Source organism: Megasphaera sp. SW808 (genome assembly GCF_012027795.1).
In the GTDB taxonomy this organism is placed as follows: Bacteria; Bacillota; Negativicutes; order Veillonellales; family Megasphaeraceae; genus Megasphaera; species Megasphaera stantonii.
In genome coordinates this window covers 1-22,425 of sequence record NZ_SJOT01000007.1, presented here as the reverse complement: position 1 = coordinate 22,425, position 22,425 = coordinate 1, and the positions used below count along the sequence as shown (strand labels likewise).

Below are 22,425 nucleotides of genomic sequence, written 5' to 3'. Positions count from 1 at the left end.
ATGTCAACAATACCTCAAGCCTTATTTCCATAGGTTTCTTCATAGCGCTTGCGCTTGCGGACAAAGGTCGACGGCGTGATGCCCAAGGCCTTGGCGGCGGCGCGGACGTTGCCTTCCTGTTCGTAGGCCATCGTCAGGTAATGGTATTCCAGCTTTTCCAGCGTTTCGTTTAAGTCGGAAGGGAGTTCGTCCGGTACTTCGGCAGCCGTCTCCGGCGCGGCTTCTTTGGCTGCCTGTTCGGCTGGGACGACAGGATTCGTCGGCCGGAGCAGGTGGAGGTCTTCCGGCTTGATTTCGTCGCCGGAGCTGATGATGACGGCCCGTTCGACGATGTTTTTCAGCTCGCGGATATTGCCGGGCCAGGGGTATTCGTTCAGGAGCTGAATGGAAATGTTGGAAAACCTCTTCTTAAAATTGTATTTTTGATTGAGCTTGCCCAAAAACGACAGGGCCAGGGGGGTAATATCCTTTTTGCGGAACCGCAGGGGTGGGATAGAAATGGGAAAGACTGTGAGGCGATAGTATAAATCCTCGCGGAATTGGTCGTTCTTCACCATGTCTTCCAAATTGCGGTTCGTCGCCGCGATGATGCGCACGTCGATTTTTATCGGCTTGGTGCCGCCGACGCGCATGATTTCCTGCTCCTGAAGGGCTCGCAGCAGCTTGACCTGCATGTCTTTCGGCAGCTCGCCGATTTCATCGAGAAAGAGTGTTCCCTTGTCGGCTAATTCGAACAGGCCGATTTTGCCGCCCCGGCTGGCTCCGGTAAAGGCGCCGCTTTCGTAGCCGAAGAGCTCGCTTTCGATGAGGCTGGGCGGGATGGCGCCGCAATTTACCTGGATGAAGCTGTTTTTGGCCCGGCTGCTGTGCTGGTAGATATATCGGGCCATGACTTCCTTGCCGACGCCCGTTTCGCCGAACAAGATGACCGTCGTGTCCATGGGGGCGACGCGGTTGGCCAATACCATGGCTGCCAGGGCCGTTTCATCGCGGACGATGAGCTCCCGCTCCGTAAGGGGCGTCTGAATGTGTTCCAGCTCGAGGCGAAGGCGCTCGATGGCGTCGGTCTTTTCCTGTATCGATTCCTTGAGGTTGTAGATTTCCGTCAGGTCGCGGACGTTGGTGACGATCATAAGGAGTTCGCCGTTTTTGTCGAAAATAGGCGAGCTGGTGACCAGGGCTTCCTTCCCCGATTTGAACCGCTGCTGCAAGGTGACGGGCCGCTTCGTGCGGGACACGATGAGAGAGCCCGACTCGGAGATGAGCTTCTGCTGCACCAAATCGGCCATATTCTTTCCTAAGATTTCGTCTTTTGTCAGGCCGGTAATTTCTTCGTACGAATGGTTGATGCGCAGGACGTTGCAGTTTTTATCGGTAATGAAAATACCGTCGAAGGAGTATTCGATAATCGCGTTCAGGTGTTCTGCCGCTTCGGCGACAGTGGAAAAAATTTCTTTCGTTCCCATAGGACTCCTCTCTTCCAGCATGCTGTTTAGTGTAGGGCGGTCATGGCTGGATCTTTCGCGCGTAAGAATTGGGGATATGAAGCAGGCTGCGGTATTTTTGAACAACTCGCCGGGAAATTGCTGTATGGAATTGCGCCGACAGCATTTCTACCAGCTGGGCGTCGCTGTACGGGCGTTCCTTATCTTCTTCGCGGATCAGCTGGCAAAGGGCTTTCTTGACGGCGTCTTTGGAAAGGGACTGGCCGTCTTTCCGCAGGGGGCATTGGAATAAGGCCTTGAAGGGAAGGGTCCGGTACGGCGTCTGCACGTATTTGTCCTTGATGGCACGGCTGATCGTCGATATATGGAGTCCCGTTTTCTCCGCCATGTCCTTGAGCGTCATAGGCCGCAGGGCATGGTGAGTCTCCAGGTATTCGCGCTGCCATTCCCAAATCGCGCCGGTCAGCGCGGCGAGGGTCTGGCGCCGGCGTTCTATATTGTGGAGCAGCAGGGAGCAGCGGGCGTGCTTCTGCTGGAAATAGGTTTTGATATCCGGGTCGTCGGCCTGATGCATCATGGCGATATAGTAATCGCTCATGGAATAGGAGGCGAACCACGTGTCGTTCAGGATAATTTCATATTCCCCTTCGGTTGGCCGGATGACGACGTCGGGAACGACGTAGGCGTCTGCACTGTCAAAGAGGCCCTTCAGCGGGGCCGGGTCGAGGGCGCGGATGCGCCGGATAGTCGGCAGGACCTGCTGTTTCGGAAGGCCCAGGGCCCGGCAGACGGCGGCGATATGGTTTTTCCCGATATCTTCTAAGAACGAGTCGACGAGGGTTTCCGCTAAGGGCGTCAGCTCACCCTTTCGCCGCAGCTGCAATTTCAGGCACTCCTGCAGCGACGATGCGCCGATTCCCGGCGGATGCAGGCCCTGCAGGATGGCGACGGCCTGGGAAAACAGTCCGTCCGGTAGGGGAAAGCGCGATACATCTTGTTCCGTCACCGTCAAATAGCCTTGGTCGTCGACGCACTGGGCCAGATAATTCAGCAGAGCCCACTGGGGCTTGGTAAACTGGCTAGGATTGAGCTGCTCTATGAGGAAATTTTTGATCCTGTCCTTGTCCGGCGCGGCGACGAACTGGAGAAATTCTGCTGTGCCGCCGCGGGACGACGACGGATGGTAATCGAGAAAGGGATTTTCTTCCGACTCCTTCTGCAGCAGGCTGCGCAGGTCTTCCGAGGACATGGACAGGATTTGCAGCGATTGGATCTGCATAGCCGACAGCTTTTGAATTTGTTCTTGCGTAAGGGTCATACGTGCGTCCATTGGCATATCCTCAGTCCTTTAGGCCGGGCAAGTCCGTATACTGCGTCTTGCCCGACGAGTTTTTGGGAATCGCGGCGACAGAGCGGATGGTAAAGCAGCTGGGATGAAGGCCCGCCTTGGCGACGAGGAAATCCTCCAAGTCGGAGCAGTCCGTTTCCGGAGCCGTCGTAAAGACGAGCAGGTCGTCGTCGCCGCCGGTGCAGGCGAAATCCCTGTCGGCGAAGGCGTTTTTGAACAGCTGCTCGACTTCGTCCATGTTGACCCGCTTGCCCATGATTTTGACAAACCGTTTTTTGCGGCCGGCAATATAGTAGAAGCCGGCTTCGTCGCAGTAGGCCAAGTCGCCCGTAAGCAGGCGGCCGTGCCGTTCGTCTCCTAATTGGAGGTCGTCGGCGCCATGGGCGTAGCCCAGGGATACGTTGGGGCCGTCGTAGCACAGCTCGCCGATTGCGTTGGGTTCGGTCAGCTCGGCGTGGTCGTCGTCCAAGATGCGGAAGGAGCCGCCGGGGATGGCGACGCCGATGCTGCCGATCTTGCGGAGGCAGTCGGCCGGCGGCAGGTAGGACATGCGGGCCGTCGCCTCGGTCTGGCCGTACATGACGACGAAGCGCTTTCCCGTGCCGGCAGCGTATTGGCCGAATTCCTTCTGTAATTTTTTCGACAATTTTCCGCCGGCCTGAATCATCAGCGTCAAGTCGGGAAGCTCCATTTTGGTGAATTTCAGACGGCGCAGGCATTCGTACGTAAAGGGAACGCCGGCGATGGACGTCACTCTTTTTTCCTTGCAGAACTGCCAAAAGGCCGCGTCGAAAACCGTCGCCGTCGTCAGGCATTCTGCCGCGCCGCAGAGGACGTGGCTGTTGATGACGGACAGCCCAAAGGTATAGTGCATGGGCAGGCTCGATACGGGCCTGTCGGCGGCGGTTAGTTCCAGATACTGGGCGATAGAGGCGGCGTTGGATTGGATGTTGTCGTAGCTCAGGCGGACGAGCTTCGGGCTTCCCGTACTGCCTGACGTCGTCAGCAGCAGGCCCAGGTCTTCGTATAAGGCCGGCGACGTATTATTATGGCGGTATACGTCGTAGTCATACAGCGAATAGAGGGGATTGCCGCCTTCTGTTCCATGGGGGCAAAAGATGAATTCCGGGCGGTACGCGGCCAGGAGGCCCTGTTTCAGCTCGTCGTCCATGGCTTCGTCTATGAGCAGGGGGACGACGCGGCGTTGCAGGCAGCACAAGTAAGACAAGGCCGAACCGATGGTATTGCGGCATACGATGGCTGCCAGGGATCGGGACGGCACGATGCTGCCCAGCTCGTCGGCATGGGCATACCAGGTTTCATATGTCGCCTCCTGTCCGCAATCGTCTTCAAAGAGCGTACAGGTTTTGAAGTCGGGATGTTTGTCAAAGAAATACATAGGAAAGCCTCCTTACTCTATGACGCGGGAGAGGGATTCAAGCATGTTGTATCCATCCCACAGGACGTTCATATCCAAGGCCTGTCCGACAGGTACGATGCGGTCGACGCCCATAGCGCCGGCTTCGACGAGGGCCTGCTTCAGCACTGCCGGATCGATGCCCAGGGTGGAGACGGTCTGGACCTTCTTGACGGCAAAGGGCAGGACTTCGTCGAGGGTCCGGATTGGGAATTGGAAGAACTGGCCGAAGGAGCCTGATAAGGCCGTAATGTCCGGCGGCAGGGACGACAGGGTGTATACGTACAGCCGGTTGGTCCGGAAGGCCGCCGACTGGAGGTGCGGCTGGGTCATGGCGAATTTCCAGGCGTCGGTGTATTTGCTGCTGGCCTTGATAGGCTGCAGGTCATAGGCTTTAGCTTCGGCAGCGACGGCGTCCCACCAGCGCCGCTGCGCCGCTTCAAAGGCCGAGCCCCTTTCGTCGAGCCAGAAGACGAAGCGCGGGCTGGAGCAGGCATTCTGGTCGGCTTCGTACGTGTCGTTGTAGAAGCGGTGCGCCCAGGCGCGCAGCTCGTCGTCCGTACCGTTCTGAATACTGGAGCAGTCGAAGACGGCGAAGGAATATCTGTCGGCAAAGACCAATTCTACGCCTTGCGGCGGCAGGGGAAAGGTCCGTATTTCAGCGATAGACTTGTCGCCGCCCCAGACGATGCGGCCGTCGCACTGCTGAGAAAAACGGCTTGTCAGCTCGTCGTCGCGGCCGTAGGTGACGATGGCGTTCTGCCTGCGCAGGGCGGTGAATTTGTCATCCTGCAAAATCCTGTGAATTAAATCACATATAGGGGCGGCAGCCGGAGCCAGGCGCGGTGAGACGCGGACGATGTTGCCGTTTCCAGCCAGCAGGGAAATGCACAGGCTGTAGGCGAAGATGGTCGGCATGTTTGCCGGCGCGATGTGAAAGATGAGGCCCCGTCCAAGGCGGGCTTCCTGCTGGGAAAGATGCAGGCTCAGCTGCTTGAGGTGATTGGGACGCAGCCAAAAGCCGAGAACGCCCCAGGCAGGCTCGGTCCGGGTTATGGGATGATGACGCAGTTCGCGCGACAGCACGGCAAGAAAATCCAGTACGACAGGGGCGAAGGGCTTCATCGGGAATGGTTTTTCCGGTATAGAGCCGGCTAAAAGCGTGTATTGATTATTCATGAGTATCGCTGCACCCCCTGATTTCAGCCTGCGGAATGCGGCCGTCAATGCGGAAATACTTTCCCTTGCGGCCGCAGGGACAATCGTCAACGCCTAAGATGGCGCCCATGTCCTCCGTCAAAAGCGAATGGCCGGGATAAGAGACGGCCATAGGAGAAAGAACCTGAAGGATTCCTGATTTTCCTATGGGACAGGGAGAGAAATCCTCCGGGTCTCTGACGATGACGTCGGAAAAAATGCTGGCGTGGAGGTGGCCGGCTTCGCATTCCATGTATACGCAGCCCGTCTGCTCGGCCATGCCGTAGTAGTTATGGACACGGGAAATGCGGAACTGGTCGTACAGCCGCCGTTTATAAGCCTCGGCCGACACGGCCTGGGCTTCCATTTTTTTCCAGCCGCCGCCGTGGATGACGACGGCATTGGAAAAGTCGAAGGAAAGCCCCGCGGCGGCAATGGCCTGGCACAAATATTTCCAAATCATGAAGGTAAAGCCGAAAATGAGGACTGGTCCCGTGCGGGAGGCGAAGGCCTGCAAGGCCTCTTTATTTAAGGTCAAGTCGTCTGTCAGGGCGTAATATTTTTTCTTAGCGAAGATGGAAAAACCCAGGATAGCGGCTCCGCGGGCGTTGAACGCCGCCCGGTCGGTAAAGACGGACGGCGAATCGACGATGAGCATGGGCACGCGGCCTGCGCCGAGAAAATCCTTGACGATGGCGTATAAGGTGAGCTGCTGGTTTTGCGCCGTCGCCGCGTCCAGGACGATGCGGGAGCGGGCCTGGCCCGTCGTTCCCGACGACGTGATGATCTTGAAAATTTCTTCGTCAGGAATACTCTGCAATTTCAAGTATTTGAATAAGCGGATCGGCAGCATGGGAATTTGCTCCAGAGCCGAAAACCGTCTGCCGTACCCGAATACGTCGAGGGCTTGGCCGTAGGGCCGGCAATGACGGCGATGATTCTCTGTCAGCTCTTGAAAATAGGGCAGATACTGCTTTTCTTTTTCTTCCTGCGTCCAGGCGTAGGGCGCGTACGACAGCCATTGGCTATAGTCCATACTGTTTCTTCACCTCCTGGGTGAGCATGAAAGGAAGGCCGTGGCCGGGATAGGTCCAAATGGGAGTCGGCAGGGAGCGCAGTACGTCTTTGCCGACGGTTTGGTAAGCCTCGTCGTCGCCGCCGGGCAGACGTGTAATGACTTCTTCGCCGGGAATGAAGTAATCGCCGGAAAACAAGAGAGCGTCGTCGGCGACGATGCAGATGCTGCCCGGCGTATGGCCCGGAGCGGCGATGCAGCGGAAGGTGTGCCCCTTCCAGGCGAAATCGTATACTGGGTCGTTGAAGACGATATTCGCTGCCCGACAGGTAAATTTCGGATAAGAAACATGCAGCTTGCCGCCGCTTTTAAAGTACAGATACGATTCCATGATGCGTGTCATGTTCATCTTCGTATTTTGGATGCCGTCGCTGCATTTTTTGCTGGCGATGACGGAGAGGTGCCAGCGGCTGCGCAGGTCGTTGAGGCCGGCGATGTGGTCGCAGTGCTCGTGAGTGAGCAAAACGTATTCCGGGACGAGATGGTGTTCCGCCGCATACGTGTTGATTAGGTCGGCATTGTTCGGGTCAATGAGCAACGCGCTGCTGCCGGACGTGAAGATATAGCAGTTGCTTTCCGTCAATGGATCGACCAGGCATGCCGGCTCAGGGAGTTTAAATGTCGACTCCATATTTACGGAGGATGTCCATGCCTTTTTCATAAGAGCTGAAAGCCAATACGTCCGGCGTATCGATGGAAATGTCGAAGGTATCCTCCATGTCTTCCATGAGCGTCATGTGGCCCATAGAGTCCCATAATTTGATGGAACGGTATTTTAAACCGGGGAGCTGGTCTTTCGTTAATTTGAAGTTGGTCATGAAGAGTTTGTCGTATTTTTCTAAGTTTGTCATAATATCACCTTTTCTGTCGTTAGTTAAAGAGTACAGGAAAACAAGGCCTCCGGCAGCAGATAGCAGTACGTGCCTTCGGCGACGATGATTCCGTCTTGATTCGTACAGACGCTGCGCAATGTCGCCGCGTAGCCGCGATCGTGCGGCCTTATTTCCAGCACTGCTGCCGTCGACGTCACCGTGTCGCCGACGTACGCCGGCTCTGGAAAGCGTACGCTGCTTTCCATGAGGATGGCGCCGTCGCCGGGAAGCTGCGTTTCCATGAGGGCTGACAGCAGGCTTTCGACGAGCGAAGGCGGGACGACGGGACGTTTAAATCCGCATTGGGCGGCAAAGGCCGCGTCGGCGTGGAGTTTTCCGTAATTTCCCGTAAGGGCGGCAAAGCCTTGTATATCGGCTTCGGTTATCGTCTTTTGCGCCGACGCCGTATGACCGGCGCAAAGGTGTTTTTTCTCCGGCCGTTGGTCGTCGGACTCTGCTTTCAGCGCCGCCGCCAGCTGGGTAAACTGGGCCGGCGTGCAAAGCTGCTCGAAGCGTTTCGCCGCCAGTCCCTCTGGCGACACGCAGGCCGTCATGCAGCCGCAGACGAGAAGGCAGATATCGCAGATGGCCGTATCTACCTGGTAGGTAAATTCATGCTGGGGAAATTGTTTCTTCAGCTTTTCCACTTCTTTGGTGCGGTCATACCGGCTGTTGCAGCCGCCGCAGTATTTTATCCCTATCTTCATGGGGAACTCCTACAAGTGCCCGTTCTGTAAGATGGCCTTGGCCTGGGCAATTAATTCGTCGCTGACACCGCTGACTAAGATGACATCTTCGATTTCAGGGATGTGTTCTTTGACCGTTGCAGAGATTAGCTCTTCTGTTGTTAATTGGGCAGAGGGGCAGCCGCTGCATTTTCCCGTCAGGCGGATGCGAAGTACATTGTCGGTATAATCGACGACGACGACGTTTCCTTGATGTGAAGCCAACGACGGGCGGACGTAGGTGTCCAATACGCCTTCGATTTCGGCGCGAGTAGCTGTAGACATGGGGGTCACTCCTTTTCCTTAACTATTATATGGTAATATATAAGCAATAACTATGCCAAATGCTGTGGGGGAAGCTCTCTGCCGGCCTGCGCGCAGGATTATCCCAGCTGAAAATGGCAAAAAATCCAAGTGAAAATGAAAAATACAAGACGGTGAAGCGGCGTGATGCACCGTTTTTTGTCAAACTGCCGGCAATTTCTCCTGTCGCATCTCCTGTTTTGAAACAAAATTGGTTTTGATATCTATTATTGTGCCAAAAATGACGTATTCAGAATTATTGAACCATTATTGAAACAACAATGCGGTTTCTCTTGTTGCAATTTTAGCACAAAAGACAATATTTGCCTATGGCAAGAACCAAAAATGAAGCAAAAAGAGGCATGAAGATTTTTATTTTTCCCCACAATCATGGATTCATTTCCTGTTTGCAGAAAAATTTTTCTGAATTTCAGCCTAATTGTGTCAGCTTGGCACGATTATTGCTAATTATATAAGCAAGACACTGCGATGAAACGAGACCCTTGTGCGTCCGTGCAGTCTTTACTATCTCTCGATGTATTTTCCCGGAAAGGATGATTTATTTATGACGTTAATGACTGGCGAACAGTATATTGAAAGCATGAGAAAACTGAATTTGCAGGTATACATGTTTGGCAAAAAAGTAGAATGTCCTGTAGACGACCCGATTCTCCGTCCCTCTCTGAATTCCGTCCGCATGACTTATGACTTGGCTCAGATGCCGGAATATCAGGATTTGATGACCGTTATGTCTCCGTACACGGGCGAACGGGTAAACCGCTTTACGCACATTCATCAGAGCACGACTGACTTGATGAACAAAGTAAAAATGCAGCGTCTCCTCGGCCAGAAAACGGCTTCCTGCTTCCAGCGCTGCGTAGGCATGGACGCTTTCAACGCCGTATTTTCCACGACGTATGATATTGACCAGAAATACGGCACCCACTATCATGACAACTTCATGACCTTCATGAAACGGGTGCAGACGCAGGACCTTACAGTTGACGGCGCCATGACCGACCCGAAGGGCGACCGCGGCTTGGCTCCCCACGCACAGGAAGATCCTGATTTGTACCTCCACGTCGTAGAACGCCGCCCCGACGGTGTCGTCGTCCGCGGCGCAAAAGCTCATCAGACGGGCTTCATCAACTCCCATGAAGTTATCGTCATGCCGACGATCGCCATGGGCGAAGACGACAAGGACTACGCTATTTCCTTCTCCTGCCCGACCGACGCCGAAGGCATTTTCATGATCGTCGGCCGTCAGTCCTGCGATACGCGTAAGCTCGAAGGCGCTGAAATGGATACGGGCAACCCCGAATTCGGCGGCACGGAAGCTCTCGTTATCTTCGACAACGTATTCATTCCGAACGAAAACATCTACCTCAACGGCGAATATGAATTTGCCGGCGTTCTCGTCGAACGCTTCGCCGGCTATCACCGTCAGTCCTACGGCGGCTGCAAGGTCGGCGTAGGCGACGTCCTCATCGGCGCCGCTGCGTTGGCTGCCGATTACAACGGCTGCCCGAAGGCATCGCATATCAAAGATAAGCTCATCGAAATGCAGCACCTCAACGAAACGCTGTATGCCTGCGGCATCGCCTGCTCCGCATTGGGTACGAAGACCGCTTCGGGCAACTACCTCATCGACCTCCTGCTGGCGAACGTCTGCAAGCAGAACGTCACCCGTTTCCCCTATGAAATCGTCCGCCTCGCCGAAGATATTGCCGGCGGCCTCATGGTAACGGCTCCGTCTGAAAAAGACCTTCGCGATCCGAAGATCGGGCCGTATGTTGAAAAATATCTCCGCGGCGTAAGCTCCGTATCGACGGAAAACCGCTTGAAAGTACTGCGCCTCATCGAAAACCTCAGCCTTGGCACGGCTGCCGTCGGCTACCGCACGGAATCCATGCACGGCGCAGGCTCGCCGCAGGCGCAGCGCATCATGATTTCCCGTCAGGGCAACCTGCGCATGAAGAAACAGCTGGCTAAAGCTATCGCGCATATTGAAGACTAATTTTGGTATCACTTCACTGCTTATGAATGATGTATAAGGCATATCCGCCCTGAGGCCTGACTCCTTGCCTCCGGCGGTATGCAGTTGCAAGGCAAGATCTCCCTGCAGGCGGCGTGCGCCGGCACGTTTACCTGACAGGGAGATTTTGCATCATGAGAGTATAACGGATAAGAAAGGCGGAATATACATGGCTATTGGATTGAAAGCTCCCGGATACTATATCCAGGGCGAAGGCGAATTGGATAAGTTAGGCAAGTATGTAAAAAAATTAGGGACGACGTTTTTGGTGTTGCTGTCTCCCAACAATAAGAAGCGCATTGGCGACCGCATTGCGGCCTCACTGGAAAGCACCGATAAAAAGGTCGTATTCTGTGAATTTGGCGGCAAGTGCACGAAGCAGGCCATTGAAGATGCAATGACTGTAGCCAAAGAAAGTGGCTGCGACGTCATCGTCGGCGTCGGCGGCGGCACGGCTCTCGATACGTCGAAGGCCGTCGCTACGAATTTAGGCGGATTGCCATCTGTCATTATTCCGACGATTGCGTCTAACGACGCGCCATGCAGCAGCGTAGCTGTCATTTATAACGATGAAGGCGTGGTCATCAAGGCCCTCATGATGCACCGCAACCCCGACGTCGTCCTCGTCGATACGGGAATCATTGCCCAGGCTCCGAAGCATTATCTCGTTTCCGGTATGGGCGACGCCTTGTCGACGTATTTTGAAGCCCGTGCCTGCTACCGCAGCGGCGCAAAGACCATGTCCCGCGGCAAGTGCTCCATGACGGCCCTGGCTTTGTCCGAATTGTGCTATCAGACGCTCCTCAAGAATTCTCTGAAAGCCCTGGAAGCTGTAGAACAGCACGTCGTCACGCCGGAACTGGAAGCCGTCGTCGAAGCCTGCGTATATTTGAGCGGCGTCGGCTTTGAAGACGGCGGCCTGGCTGCGGCGCATGCCGTCAACGACGGATTTGCCTATGTGCCGCAGGCCCACGGCATGTCGCACGGCGAAAAGGTAGCCTTCGGTTTGCTGGTGCAGCTGCAGCTGGAACAGGCTCCGCAGGAAGAATGGGATACAGTCCTGCAGTATATCAAGTCCGTTGGCTTGCCGTCGTGCTTAGCCGATATGGGCATTACAGACGTCAAGGAAGACGAACTTCGCCAGGTTGCCGCCGCAGCGACAGTTCCGACGCAGTTTACGAAAAACGTCCGCGCCGATATTACGGCTGACGAAGTATACGCTGCCATTATGGCAGCCGACGCGGCCGGCCGAGCCTAAGGCTATGTTTACCGTAACGCCGGCGGCGAAAGGGTATATTCAAAAGCATGGCGGACACGTTATCATATCCTTGACGTTTGAGCCGTCCTTGGGCGGGACTTGAAAAGGTGATCGCATCTGGGGCAGTTATGTTCCGGAAATTGGTTTAGGTAAACCAATTCAAGGCGGTTTTCTGCGTAAAGAATGCGACGGAATAACCATATGGTATCACAGTCGTCTCAAGATCAAGGAAGGCTTTTCTTCTATACGCATAGCACTCCGTTCCATCTGGATAAGCTCTTGGCTTGAAGTGGAAGGGGCTGCGGGATATGCTGTCATACCGCCGGCAGCTGACAAAACATAATATAATGAAAAAGATGTCGCTTGAAGAAAGATCGGTTTCTTCGGCGACATCTTTTTTATGGGTTGTTTAGGCTATGTTTAAGATGAAGGCTCTTGAAAGGGACTGGCTGTATGACTGATGAATCCTCCATGCGAAATTTGCAAGGAAGTCCTAAGGCAAAGGTTTCTTGCGTATGATTAAGCGCTTTGCTTACCAAAACCGCAACGAGGAAGGGGTGTCATCTGAATAGGAAGATGTGAGCAACCAGCCTTGCCGAAGCGCCTGTATAAATAGCGTTAGAACCCCCTCACAGTGGCCGCTGTGAGGGGGTTCGTTCGGTGCATCTACAATGCTCCTTGTTTCATTCATTCTTCATGGTTAGTATATCATATCCTGAAGAATTTACAAGGTGAAAATCGCTTTAAAGGATATCAATTTGGCACATTTTCATGGCCTCCAAGGCCCGCGCGTGGCTTTCCGGCGTGACGCCGGCGCAGCATGAAGCGTCGACGCAGATTTCTTTTTCCGGATAGAAGGCTTTCAGCAGCATGGCGTTGGAAATGACGCAGATATCCGTACATACGCCCATGAGGACGATGCGGTCGTACTCCGCCGTTTCAGCAATCAAATCGGTGCTGCCGAAGGTAGGCTTTTCCAAGATGGTGGCAAATAAGGTATACGGCAGGAGCTGACGGCATATATTCCAGCCCTTTGTATCCTTGATACAGTGCGGGACCGGAAGTTTCTGCCCTTCCTGCGTGTCTAAGTAATTTTCTCCGTGCGTATCCTGCGTGAAGATCAAGTCGGTGCTGACGGACGTGTCCTTTTTGCTGGCGACGATTTTAGCTTCGATGCGCGGTACGACGGCCTGGGCTTCCTTGGTCCCCAGGGCGCCGTCGATGAAGTCGTTCTGCATGTCGATGATGACGTAAGCCTGATTCATACAGTATCCCTTCTTCCTTAATGCTGCTGCTTGAGTTCGCGGACATAGGCCGGCACGTCATGGCAGACCATGAGCCCTGACATGAGGGCGACGCCGGCAACGGGCGTAGTGCCGAGCTCTTTGACCGTTTGAAGATTGATGCCCCCTAAGGCGTAGACGGGAATCGACACGGCGTCGCAGATGGCCTGGACGGTCTGCGTGCCGATTGGCGGCATCGTTTTTTTGCAGTCTGTCGGAAATACGTGGCTGGCCATGATGTACGTTGCGCCCAGCTTTTCGGCGCGCGCTGCTTCCTCCGGCGTATGGACGGAAACGCCCAGGGTCGTCATATAATAGAGAAGGGACGAATGGGTTTCCAAATACTCCAGCGAACACTGGAAACGGGGAACGTGCAGGCGGATGGCCGCTTTGCCGAAGTGGTGGAGAATGCACGTCTTGTCGTGCATGTTGCACAGGCGCAGCGCTTTTTTTGCGTATTCGACGTATTCATCTTCTGACAGCGTTTTTTCGCGAAGAACAATGGTATCGACGTCGGACGCGGCGATTTGTTCAAGCTGGTCCCAATAATTCGTCGTGGCAAGTTCGCGATTTGTTATTGCAACTACTTTTAACACAATAATATCACCCGATCGTTGTATAGTATAATGACATAAAATTATAATGTATATATACTATTACTATATATTAATCTCATAGCTCCGTCAATGTTTATACGGTAGGAATATAGGTCATTCTAAAAATAAATGATGTAAGGGCATACACTGTATAAATTTTTACAAAAATAAGTATTTTCTGGAGATTTATCTAACAAAATAAATGCCGCGAAGATATAGAAATAATGATAAATAATCATAGCAAAGACAGCAGGGGGAGATAACAAAAACAGCTTGGCAGTGGATTAGTCTGCAAGCTGTTTTTGCCGTTTCTATAGTTAGGTTATAAAAAGGAGATAGCTTATACATAGATGTAGTCGCTGGTCACAGGCTGCAGGCCCATGTGCTTGATGGCGGCGTACATTTCGTCGAAAGAGCGGCTGTCGGTGATTTCAAACTGTTCGTCGCCCATTTCGGAGCCGTCGTCTTCCAAGTGGCCGCCGATGCCGACGCAGACGCTGGCCGATACCTTCGTAGCGGCGATTTTCATGATGGCGTTGCGGTACCGGGCGCTTTCTCGGCTCGATACGACGATGCCCGCATAGGGGAGAAACAGGCGGTAGGCGCAGATGATCTGCGTGAGCTTCCGTTCGTCTACGTCTTTCGGATTGATTTTATCGTTGTTGATAATCGGGCACAGCCGCGGACAGGACAAGGAAATTTCAGCGTGAGGATATTTGCGCTGCATGAGGTAGGCGTGCATGCCCGTGGCGACGGCGTCTTTCTGATAGTCGTCGAGGCCGAGAAGGGCAGCGAAGCCGACGCCGCGCATGCCGCCTAAAATTGCCCGTTCCTGAGAATAGAAGCGGTAGGGGAAGATGCGCTTATTTCCAGCCAGGTGCAGCGTTTCGTATTTCGTCGAGTTGTACGTTTCCTGGAATACCGTAACGTAGTCGGCGCCGCATTCGTGGAGGTATTTGTAATCGTCGGAGTTGACCGGGTAGATTTCCATGCCGATGACCCGGAAATACTGGCGGGCGATCTTGACGGCGTTTCCGATGTACTGAATGTCCGACATCTTCGGGCTTTCGCCGGTCAGCATGAGGACTTCTTCGATGCCGGCGTTGGCGATGTTCTGGCATTCGCGGTGGAGCTCTTCGTCGTTCAGGCGGGCCCGCTTGATTTTATTGTGGGAGTTGAAGCCGCAGTAGATGCAGTAGTTGTCGCAGTAGTTGGCAAAATAAATCGGCGTGAGGATGGAAATGTTGGAACCGAAATGGCGGCGCGTCACGATGTGGGCCTTCTGGGCCATTTGTTCCAAATACGGAGCGGCGGCCGTCGACAAGAGGGCCATGAAGTCCCGCGGTTCCAGGTGCTGCTTATTCAGGGCCCGTTCGACGTCTTGGGACGTATAGCCTTCGTCATGGAAGGCGTCGTGGTATTTCGTCACTTCGTCGAGCATGTTCGAATCAAGGACTTCCATGCCCGGAAGATAGGTCATGTGGTCAATGCGTTGTTCTGTCATCGTCGTACCTCCTTAGTCGCCCAAGAATCCTGTCAGCGGGTCTGACGCCGATGCCGTTTCGCTGACGCGGCCCATGCCGGCCAGATAGGCCTGACGGCCTGCTTCAATCGCCTTGCGGAAGGCGCTGGCCATGAGGGGCAGGTCTCCTGCCGTCGCCAGGCCCGTGTTGGCCATGATAGCGGCGGCGCCCATTTCCATGGCTTCGCAGGCCTGGGACGGGCGGCCGATGCCGGCGTCTACGATGATGGGCAAGTCGATTTCGTCGATGAGGATTTGGATGAAATCCTTCGTGGACAGGCCCTTGTTGGAGCCGATCGGCGACGCTAAGGGCATGACGGCGGCTGCGCCGGCCGATACGAGGTCGCGGGCCGTGTACAGGTCGGGGTACATGTAGGGCAATACGACGAAGCCTTCCTTGGCCAGGATTTCCGTCGCCTTTACCGTTTCGACATTGTCGGGAAGCAAGTATTTAGAATCGCGCATGATTTCGATTTTGATAAAGTCGCCGCAGCCGATTTCGCGGGACAGACGGGCGATGCGGACGGCTTCGTCGGCGTTGCGGGCGCCCGACGTGTTGGGAAGAAGGGTTACGCCCTTGGGAATGAAGTCGAGGATATTATCTTTCTGCCCGGCTTCGACGCGGCGCAGGGCCATCGTGACGATCTGCGCGCCGGCCTGTTCGACGGCAGCCTGAATCAGGTTGACGGAATACTTGCCCGAACCGAGAATGAAGCGGGATGTAAATTCATGACCGCCGAGAATCAACGTGTCTTTTTGTTCCATGAGAAACAACTCCTTTGTATTTGCTGCTGTATGAGATAATGGTACTTCTGTGCGGGGAATGCCTATCAGCCTCCTCCGACGAACTGGACGATTTCCATCGTGTCGCCGTCGCATAAGGTGACGGTGCGATAGGTTCCGCGCTTTACGATAGCGCCGTTCAGCTCGACGGCGATGCGTTCCGGCCGCAGCTCTTCCTGGTCCAAATAGGCCTGCAAATTCATGCCCGCAGCCTGGACTTCTTTTCCATTAATTCGTACCATCGGCGTTCTCCTTTCATAAAAAATAAGCCGCACGAAGAGAATTACACCCGCGGTGGTGTACCCCTTCGTGCGGCTTTGTCAGTCACACTCTACATATTATTATAGCGAATAGATGCTTCTTGTCAAGATATTCGTGAATTTTAGTACATATGACAGCGCAAACTAATTGTGGGAAAATTTATTATATAAGAGTAAATGACGTATAATGTAACGGCAATACCCGTACCGGCATATGGCTGCATGGCGTTTATAACGCAACGATAGCAGCCATATCAACTAGTTAAAGGAACTATTGAAAATGTCCTTTCAAAAAATACCTACAACTACTTTACACTATTAGCCGAGAGAGTTCTGCTTGACATGTCTGAAAACTGTATTATAATACAATTATTGGTCTTTTTTTATTGGCGTTTTTGTGCATACAGACCTTGAAACCATCTCGATTTTTGAAGAAATCGAGATAAATTTATTTATAAAATTGCAAAATCAACGGCTGGAGTTTGATCCATGCCATACAAAACGGAGGGATTTTAAGATGAAATTCGGACTGTTAAAGGATATCAAAACCGGCGAATACCGCACCATTGTTACACCTGCGGAAGTCGACGCCATTGTGGGCGACGGCCACGAGGTCTACGTCCAGCGCGGCGCCGGTATCGGCGCGGGCTTTTCGGACGAGCAGTATGAGAAAGAGGGCGCTAAACTGGTGGACACCATGGAGGAAATCTATGGGACATGTGACTTTGTTACCAAGGTCAAGGAACTGGAGCCCTGTGAGTTTCCCCTGCTGCGGGAGAATCAGATCATCCTGACCTGCATTCATCCTGCCGCTCATCCCCAAGAGGTGCAGGCTCTTCTGGACAGCAAGTGCATCTCTTTCAGCGCTGAGGACAGCCATCGGTATGGCTCCCCTAACTGTGAGGCAGCTGGCAAAATGGGGGCCTTGATGGGTCTTGATTCCCTGTTGTCTATCCACGGGGGCAAGGGAAAATTTGTCAATGGCCTGGGCGGCGCGCCTGGCGTCAAAGCTCTGGTACTGGGCGGCGGTACCGTGGGCCGGGCTTGTGTATCTGTCCTCCACGCCTTGGGGGCCTGGGTGACCGTGATGGACATAAATATCGGCACTTTGCGGGATATTTCCCAGCAGTTCAACGAGGAAATCAATACCCAGATTTCCAACCGGTACAACCTGAAAAAGCTTCTGCCGGAAATCGACGTAGTATATAACTGCGTGCGCTGGCCCAAGAACGCCACGGAGTACATGATCGACCGGGAAATGGTCCGCTCCATGGAGAAGGGCTCCGTCATCGTAGATATCAGCAACGACGTAGGCGCTATTGAGACGTTCCACGAAACCACTCACGACGATCCCCGCTATATCGAGGAGGGCGTGGTTCACTATTGCGTCAGCAACATCCCCGGCGCCATTGCCCAGTCGACCTCCATCGCCTATGCTGCCTCAGTGCTTCCCCACTTCCGTTCCATTTTGAACAACGGGGTAGCAGAGGCCTGCGCCCGGGACGGATTCCTTCGGCGCAGCTTGACTACCTATCAGGGATACCTCACCCATGAGGAAACCAGCGCTATCCAAAACCGGCCCTGGATTCGCCCTGAAGATATTCTGGGGATAGCGGATCGGGAACTGGATCCCGCTCCCCGCACTACGAATACCCGTTCGGAAAACTTCATTCAGCTCTAAGCATACTCGCAGCCCTCTGTGTGGAGAGCTTGGCGAGTTTGGGAAAGTCCTGCTGAGGAGAACCACCCCGGCGGGACTTTCCCTTTATTTTATTTCATGGGAGGAATTTTATGAGCGTCAACGACTTTTTACTGGACTTTGCCTTTGCCTCGCTGTTTATTGTGATTGGACAGTTAATCCGGGCCAAGGTGCCTCTGGTTCAGAAATTTTTTGTGCCGGCCAGCATGATTGCCGGTTTTATCGCTTTGGTCCTGGGGAATCAGGGGTTGAACGTGCTGCCCTTCTCCAACTCCATTGGCAGTTATCCCGGCGTGCTGATCATCCTGATTTTTGCGGCCGTGGGCATGGGGGGATTTTCCTTTTCCAAGACCAAATTCAAGTCTGAGGTGGAGCGGGTTGGCTCCTATTTCTCTTATAAAGTGCTGGCCCAGGCCATTCAGTTTGCCTTTGCGCCTTTATTTGGGGTGCTGGTGATTTCCGAGTTGTTCCCGGAGATCAACTACGGCTTTGGATTTCTGCTGGCTTCCGGATTCTCCGGCGGCCACGGCACCGCCGCTGCAGTGGGATCTGCCATGGCGGAGCTGGGCTTTACTGACGCCACCGACATTGGGATGACCTGCGCCACGGTGGGCATCCTGTCCGGCATCTTCGGCGGGCTGTTCTTTATCAAGATCGGAACCAAGCGAGGCTGGACCAAGTATATTGAGAGCTTCCAGTACATCTCCGGAGACTTGAAGACCGGCCTGATCAAGGATGAGAAGAATCGGGGCTCTATGGGTAAGGAGACCGTCGCCTCCGTAGTGCTGGATCCCCTGGCCTGGCATTTGGCCCTGCTTTTGATAGCTTCCGGCGCAGGCTTCTTGGCCAACGGGTGGATTAAGGACGCCATAGGATTGGACCTGCCCAGCTATTTGCTGGCCTTCCTCATTGGCATGGCTATGTTCCTGTGCTTCCAAAAAACTGGAGTAGGGCATTACATGGACAATACGGTCATCAGCCGTATCTCCGGCACTGCCACTGACTATTTGGTGTTTTTCGGTATCGCCTCTATCAAGATCTCCGTTATTGTGGCGTACGCTATACCGCTGCTGTTGCTGTTGCTGTTCGGCATGGTGCTGGTGGTGCTCACCCTGATGTACTTTGGCGCTGCTATGAATAAAGGCAGCTGGTTTGAGCGCTCCCTCTTCGTGTGGGGCTATTCCACTGGTGTGTTTGCCATCGGCTTTATCCTGCTGCGCATCGTGGACCCGGAAAACAAGTCCAAGACCCTAAACGATACTGCCTTGGCCGGGCCGCTGACTACTCCCTTTGAAATGTTTGCTTGGTCCATGGCCCCCAGTATGCTTCTCTGCGGCCAGCACTGGCAGTTTATTATCCTCTATATTGTGATCTTTGCGGCTTGTATCCTTCTCAACCGCGTCTTTAAGTGGTGGTGGCTCAAGATGCCTCTGAACCGCCCTGCGGAGAATGAGTTCTGATACTGCAAGCCGGAATTTCATCAAAAAAAGAGTATTGCCCATGGGGTATGATTTAACTGCGTTGGATATGCTATTCTTGTTAAATCCTGCGCAACAGCGTATGAACTGTATTTGAAATCAATATAAATTGTAGCAACATGAGGGGCTGCCGCACTGTTACCGTGCGGCAGCCCCTTGATATTTTAATTCTGTTTATAGAAAGGAATGCATCGAACCTGCATTTGGCAGGTGCAAATGTAAAGGAACGGAAGGACGCAAATTCTCAATGTTACATACCGCGGCTGGATATGACCGAGCCATAACCGGATAAAACGAAGGATGAAGATACAAGCTAAGGGCAAGGCTTACGCATGTCTGGTAACGTTGACAGCCGGGAAAAACCGGTATTTGTCAGGCGGCAAAGCAGCAAACAAAATGGCGCGAGCTATCAATGACGCAATGCTTCGGGTATGGAAAGGCCAGCCTCTTCGCAGTTTTACGCTGCCGTGTCAGCCATGACAGCGATGAAAATACAAAGGGATGGTGCGGGAGTATTTTACAAAAGGGATGGATATCACGACTATTTCAGGAACCTATATGCAGCCTGTCTTTACAGAGCTCAATCTTCGGCTGCAAACATGCTGGGGATATAAAACACCTTATGAAGTCTGCCATTAAAACATTGTACTTAGCTTGACAATTCACCGTTGAAAAATAAGGGATAAAGTAAATGGTATATAAATAGAATACAATTAATAAATAATCAATTCATTTATAGTAATGGCTGTTCCCGGCAACAGCAGTAGTATCCGATTATTTAACAAAAACATGATACGACATTATACCTATAAAGTTATTACAAGGTACATTCCAAGTACATTTTGCACAAAAAAACGGGTTCCCGATTCCGGGAACCCGCATGTTTTCTGGAGCCACTAATAGGATTCGAACCTACGACCCTCTCATTACGAAGCTTTGGCTCAAATGTTTGTTCGACGACACAGCATAGAAAATATCTCGAAATTTAAAAATGCTCTAATTTTCGCTGTAAGGAATTTTTATGCGGTGCATGACGCTTTTATCGTGTTACCTCTTAAAAATCGCTTAGAACGGAAATTTGAAAGAGCACCCAGACAGGAAGTGCTTGCTATTTTATGCATAAAGGGATTTTTTCCTGCTTGACTCCTGTTTCAATACTGGATATAATGAAAGTGAAATAAAAATGAGGCATTACACCGACAAACGGTTATAGCCCCTATACTTGACGAGATTTAACCGCCTAAAGTTTGGACGCTACGGGCGGTTATTTCTTTTGCAAGAGAACCACTAAGAGAATCAAAAGTAATAGTGTTACGTTTGTCTCGTTCATGGGCATCACCCCCATTCATTCAAAAATGGATAGGGGCGATATAACCGCCTGCCGTTGTGTATGTGTAATGCCTACGGGAAAATAATACACGACCTACTGATGATATGTCAATAGTACATACATGTCTTTAGGGGTGGCTATATATAAGCGCACACAGGAAAAAGGGACTCCTTTACTATAGGCCAGTATAAGAAGGGACTCCTAAATTTATGAAAAATCCGTGCGGCCATATATATTATATTGACACGAACGCTTTTCCCCCGTGCGGACGGGCTGAGATATACAGCAGAGAACACAGCAGGCAATGCAATTCTTTCGATTCTCTTTTCTGATTCACCACTAAGAAGGGTAAGCAGACACCCAGAGCAGGAGCAGGAAGCGGCAGGGAATGGACGTACATGTATTCCCTTTGGTCTTCTCTCCTAGTGTGTTGCTCCTGCTTGTCTATGTGTCTTCCTTATGTCTGTAAAGGTATACCTTTATGGACATACGAAAATGGCCTGTTTTGGCATCCGTAAATCTTTAAAAACGAATTTACGGATATATCCATAAACGTATTGACCTTTACGGATATTTATGATATGGTGTCTATAAAGACAATCAAACATTTACAGACACACATAGGAGCGTGATAATATGGGCAGACGATTCGCATATGTACGAGTATCAACCAGAGAGCAGAACACAGACAGGCAGACGGCAGAGCTTAGGCAATACGTAGACAATGAGCAATGTATCATCATCGACAAGGCCAGCGGTAAGGACTTCAACAGGCCGAACTATCAGGCATTGCGGCAACTGAGCACGGCAGGCGACACAATCTATATCAAGAGCCTAGACCGACTGGGACGTAATAAAGAAGCGATCAAGAACGAACTTGCCTACTTCAAGAATAAAAGTGTCCGCATCCGTTGCCTTGACCTGCCTACAACGATGATAGACACCGACAATGATTTGATACTAGACACCATAACGAATATACTTATTGAGGTGTACGGTATGATAGCCGAGCAGGAACGACGGAATATTAGGCAGAGACAACAGGAAGGAATAGAGCAGGCTAAGGCGCACGGCAGGCACCTAGGACGGCCTAGAGCAGCATATCCTGCACAATGGGGTGAGGTCTATAGCCAATGGCAGGCGAAAGACATAACAGCTCTAAAAGCTATGGAGCTATTGGGATTGAAACGCTCTACCTTCTATAAGCTGGTAAAACAGTATCAGCAGGAACACCACGAATAACCTTTACAGACACACAGAAAGAGAGCCAGCATATAGCGTGTTGGCTCTTTTGTTGCGTGTACGGGCATACCAATATGACAGTATTCCCTTTTACGTTTTGTATAAATAAAATATTATTGTGTGCTAAAATGGCTTATTCAACACATTGAATATATTAATTATTCATTATTTACGCATAATAATTTTATTTGTTACACATCTGTAAGGGGCATATAAAGCCTTGACACACAAGCAAGTTTATGATATGGAGACATACTGGCACCGCATGGGACACCCCTATTCTTTGAGTTGGTTGAAATAATTGAAGAAAAGTAGTTGTGGCAACTATATGAAGAATGCAGGGACGCAAAGACACCCTATTTCTTCCTTGTGTTGATTTTAAGCGAAAAAGGGGATTACACCATAAAATTTTAGTCCGTGGCAATAATAGAAGGGAGAACAACATATTTTTTATTAAGGGGTTTCCTCTTTCTTTTTAAATTAAATTAATGAGGGAGGTGTCGCCAGTAGGTTGAACTAATTGAAGAAAGAAGGTTTGTCACATGATATGAGGGAAG

Annotated in this window: 20 protein-coding genes; 6 read left to right on the top strand and 14 right to left on the bottom strand. The window is 52.2% G+C overall.

Features of this window, described 5'->3' with window-relative positions:
- Positions 1–14: 14 nt before the first annotated feature.
- From E0L13_RS04115 to E0L13_RS04075, 9 genes are read right to left on the bottom strand one after another with little or no spacing between them, the layout of a single operon-like run.
- Positions 15–1,466 (bottom strand): sigma 54-interacting transcriptional regulator, encoded by a 1,452-nt coding sequence (locus E0L13_RS04115; RefSeq protein WP_168060516.1) that lies wholly within the window; start codon positions 1,464–1,466, stop codon positions 15–17.
- A gap of 40 nt (positions 1,467–1,506) precedes the next feature.
- Complete coding sequence (gene rpoN / locus E0L13_RS04110; protein ID WP_240924655.1) at positions 1,507–2,763, bottom strand: RNA polymerase factor sigma-54; 1,257 nt, start codon at positions 2,761–2,763, stop codon at positions 1,507–1,509.
- Positions 2,764–2,785: 22 nt separating this feature from the next.
- Positions 2,786–4,192 carry an AMP-binding protein gene (locus tag E0L13_RS04105; RefSeq protein ID WP_168060512.1) on the bottom strand — a complete coding sequence of 469 codons (1,407 nt, stop codon included), beginning with the start codon at positions 4,190–4,192 and terminating at the stop codon, positions 2,786–2,788.
- Between the two features lie 12 nt (positions 4,193–4,204).
- Positions 4,205–5,389 carry an acyl-CoA reductase gene (locus E0L13_RS04100; protein ID WP_168060510.1) on the bottom strand — a complete coding sequence of 395 codons (1,185 nt, stop codon included), beginning with the start codon at positions 5,387–5,389 and terminating at the stop codon, positions 4,205–4,207.
- Complete coding sequence (locus E0L13_RS04095; RefSeq protein ID WP_168060508.1) at positions 5,382–6,443, bottom strand: acyl-protein synthetase; 1,062 nt, start codon at positions 6,441–6,443, stop codon at positions 5,382–5,384. Before E0L13_RS04095 ends, E0L13_RS04100 begins: the two co-directional genes overlap by 8 nt.
- Complete coding sequence (locus E0L13_RS04090) at positions 6,433–7,113, bottom strand: MBL fold metallo-hydrolase (protein WP_168060506.1); 681 nt, start codon at positions 7,111–7,113, stop codon at positions 6,433–6,435. Before E0L13_RS04090 ends, E0L13_RS04095 begins: the two co-directional genes overlap by 11 nt.
- The gene (locus E0L13_RS04085; protein ID WP_107195332.1) at positions 7,097–7,333 is read right to left on the bottom strand and encodes an acyl carrier protein; all 237 of its coding nucleotides are present in this window, start codon (positions 7,331–7,333) and stop codon (positions 7,097–7,099) included. The genes E0L13_RS04090 and E0L13_RS04085 overlap by 17 nt, the downstream gene beginning before the upstream one ends.
- 23 nt (positions 7,334–7,356) lie before the next feature.
- A complete protein-coding gene (locus E0L13_RS04080) occupies positions 7,357–8,061 on the bottom strand; it encodes a MaoC family dehydratase (protein ID WP_168060504.1) in 705 nt (234 codons plus the stop codon).
- 9 nt (positions 8,062–8,070) lie between these two features.
- Positions 8,071–8,364, bottom strand: a complete 294-nt coding sequence (locus E0L13_RS04075; RefSeq protein ID WP_095629113.1) for a NifU family protein — start codon at positions 8,362–8,364, stop codon at positions 8,071–8,073.
- Between the two features lie 59 nt (positions 8,365–8,423).
- Here E0L13_RS04075 and E0L13_RS04070 point away from each other — a divergent pair, with 59 nt between their 5' ends.
- From E0L13_RS04070 to E0L13_RS04060, 3 genes are all read left to right on the top strand, one after another.
- Entirely contained in the window at positions 8,424–8,603 is a 180-nt protein-coding gene (locus E0L13_RS04070; RefSeq protein WP_168060502.1) for a hypothetical protein, read from the top strand.
- A 344-nt stretch (positions 8,604–8,947) separates the two neighbouring features.
- Positions 8,948–10,399 carry a 4-hydroxyphenylacetate 3-hydroxylase family protein gene (locus tag E0L13_RS04065; RefSeq protein ID WP_107195329.1) on the top strand — a complete coding sequence of 484 codons (1,452 nt, stop codon included), beginning with the start codon at positions 8,948–8,950 and terminating at the stop codon, positions 10,397–10,399.
- A 187-nt stretch (positions 10,400–10,586) separates the two neighbouring features.
- Positions 10,587–11,675 (top strand): glycerol dehydrogenase, encoded by a 1,089-nt coding sequence (locus tag E0L13_RS04060; protein ID WP_168060500.1) that lies wholly within the window; start codon positions 10,587–10,589, stop codon positions 11,673–11,675.
- 743 nt (positions 11,676–12,418) lie between these two features.
- Here E0L13_RS04060 and E0L13_RS04055 read toward each other — a convergent pair.
- The 5 genes from E0L13_RS04055 to thiS all read right to left on the bottom strand — a co-directional run bounded on the left by E0L13_RS04055 (position 12,419) and on the right by thiS (position 16,101).
- Positions 12,419–12,940 carry an isochorismatase family cysteine hydrolase gene (locus E0L13_RS04055; protein WP_087477245.1) on the bottom strand — a complete coding sequence of 174 codons (522 nt, stop codon included), beginning with the start codon at positions 12,938–12,940 and terminating at the stop codon, positions 12,419–12,421.
- A gap of 17 nt (positions 12,941–12,957) precedes the next feature.
- A complete protein-coding gene (locus E0L13_RS04050; protein ID WP_087477246.1) occupies positions 12,958–13,554 on the bottom strand; it encodes a thiamine phosphate synthase in 597 nt (198 codons plus the stop codon).
- Between the two features lie 340 nt (positions 13,555–13,894).
- The gene (gene thiH / locus E0L13_RS04045) at positions 13,895–15,058 is read right to left on the bottom strand and encodes a 2-iminoacetate synthase ThiH (protein ID WP_168060498.1); all 1,164 of its coding nucleotides are present in this window, start codon (positions 15,056–15,058) and stop codon (positions 13,895–13,897) included.
- 12 nt (positions 15,059–15,070) lie between these two features.
- Positions 15,071–15,841, bottom strand: coding sequence for a thiazole synthase (locus tag E0L13_RS04040; RefSeq protein ID WP_087477248.1), 771 nt, complete (start codon positions 15,839–15,841; stop codon positions 15,071–15,073).
- Between the two features lie 65 nt (positions 15,842–15,906).
- The gene (thiS, locus tag E0L13_RS04035) at positions 15,907–16,101 is read right to left on the bottom strand and encodes a sulfur carrier protein ThiS (protein WP_087477249.1); all 195 of its coding nucleotides are present in this window, start codon (positions 16,099–16,101) and stop codon (positions 15,907–15,909) included.
- A 535-nt stretch (positions 16,102–16,636) separates the two neighbouring features.
- On the opposite strand from thiS, the gene E0L13_RS04030 reads away from it, so the two are divergent.
- The 3 genes from E0L13_RS04030 to E0L13_RS04020 all read left to right on the top strand — a co-directional run bounded on the left by E0L13_RS04030 (position 16,637) and on the right by E0L13_RS04020 (position 21,868).
- Positions 16,637–17,800 (top strand): alanine dehydrogenase, encoded by a 1,164-nt coding sequence (locus tag E0L13_RS04030; RefSeq protein WP_087477250.1) that lies wholly within the window; start codon positions 16,637–16,639, stop codon positions 17,798–17,800.
- Between the two features lie 110 nt (positions 17,801–17,910).
- Positions 17,911–19,278 (top strand): sodium/glutamate symporter, encoded by a 1,368-nt coding sequence (locus E0L13_RS04025; RefSeq protein ID WP_087477251.1) that lies wholly within the window; start codon positions 17,911–17,913, stop codon positions 19,276–19,278.
- 1,984 nt (positions 19,279–21,262) lie between these two features.
- Positions 21,263–21,868: a recombinase family protein gene (locus E0L13_RS04020; protein ID WP_168060496.1), complete on the top strand. Its 606-nt coding sequence runs from the start codon at positions 21,263–21,265 to the stop codon at positions 21,866–21,868.
- The last annotated feature ends 557 nt before the right edge of the window (positions 21,869–22,425 follow it).

Excerpts from the sequence above, each read along its gene's own strand:
- E0L13_RS04115 (WP_168060516.1), bottom strand. The coding sequence starts at position 1,466 with ATGGGAACGAAAGAAATTTTTTCCACTGTCGCCGAAGCGGCAGAACAC.
- rpoN (WP_240924655.1), bottom strand. The coding sequence starts at position 2,763 with ATGACCCTTACGCAAGAACAAATTCAAAAGCTGTCGGCTATGCAGATC.
- E0L13_RS04105 (WP_168060512.1), bottom strand. The coding sequence starts at position 4,192 with ATGTATTTCTTTGACAAACATCCCGACTTCAAAACCTGTACGCTCTTT.
- E0L13_RS04100 (WP_168060510.1), bottom strand. The coding sequence starts at position 5,389 with ATGAATAATCAATACACGCTTTTAGCCGGCTCTATACCGGAAAAACCA.
- E0L13_RS04095 (WP_168060508.1), bottom strand. The coding sequence starts at position 6,443 with ATGGACTATAGCCAATGGCTGTCGTACGCGCCCTACGCCTGGACGCAG.
- E0L13_RS04090 (WP_168060506.1), bottom strand. The coding sequence starts at position 7,113 with ATGGAGTCGACATTTAAACTCCCTGAGCCGGCATGCCTGGTCGATCCA.
- E0L13_RS04085 (WP_107195332.1), bottom strand. The coding sequence starts at position 7,333 with ATGACAAACTTAGAAAAATACGACAAACTCTTCATGACCAACTTCAAA.
- E0L13_RS04080 (WP_168060504.1), bottom strand. The coding sequence starts at position 8,061 with ATGAAGATAGGGATAAAATACTGCGGCGGCTGCAACAGCCGGTATGAC.
- E0L13_RS04075 (WP_095629113.1), bottom strand. The coding sequence starts at position 8,364 with ATGTCTACAGCTACTCGCGCCGAAATCGAAGGCGTATTGGACACCTAC.
- E0L13_RS04070 (WP_168060502.1), top strand. The coding sequence starts at position 8,424 with ATGCTGTGGGGGAAGCTCTCTGCCGGCCTGCGCGCAGGATTATCCCAG.
- E0L13_RS04065 (WP_107195329.1), top strand. The coding sequence starts at position 8,948 with ATGACGTTAATGACTGGCGAACAGTATATTGAAAGCATGAGAAAACTG.
- E0L13_RS04060 (WP_168060500.1), top strand. The coding sequence starts at position 10,587 with ATGGCTATTGGATTGAAAGCTCCCGGATACTATATCCAGGGCGAAGGC.
- E0L13_RS04055 (WP_087477245.1), bottom strand. The coding sequence starts at position 12,940 with ATGAATCAGGCTTACGTCATCATCGACATGCAGAACGACTTCATCGAC.
- thiH (WP_168060498.1), bottom strand. The coding sequence starts at position 15,058 with ATGACAGAACAACGCATTGACCACATGACCTATCTTCCGGGCATGGAA.
- E0L13_RS04040 (WP_087477248.1), bottom strand. The coding sequence starts at position 15,841 with ATGGAACAAAAAGACACGTTGATTCTCGGCGGTCATGAATTTACATCC.
- thiS (WP_087477249.1), bottom strand. The coding sequence starts at position 16,101 with ATGGTACGAATTAATGGAAAAGAAGTCCAGGCTGCGGGCATGAATTTG.
- E0L13_RS04030 (WP_087477250.1), top strand. The coding sequence starts at position 16,637 with ATGAAATTCGGACTGTTAAAGGATATCAAAACCGGCGAATACCGCACC.
- E0L13_RS04025 (WP_087477251.1), top strand. The coding sequence starts at position 17,911 with ATGAGCGTCAACGACTTTTTACTGGACTTTGCCTTTGCCTCGCTGTTT.
- E0L13_RS04020 (WP_168060496.1), top strand. The coding sequence starts at position 21,263 with ATGGGCAGACGATTCGCATATGTACGAGTATCAACCAGAGAGCAGAAC.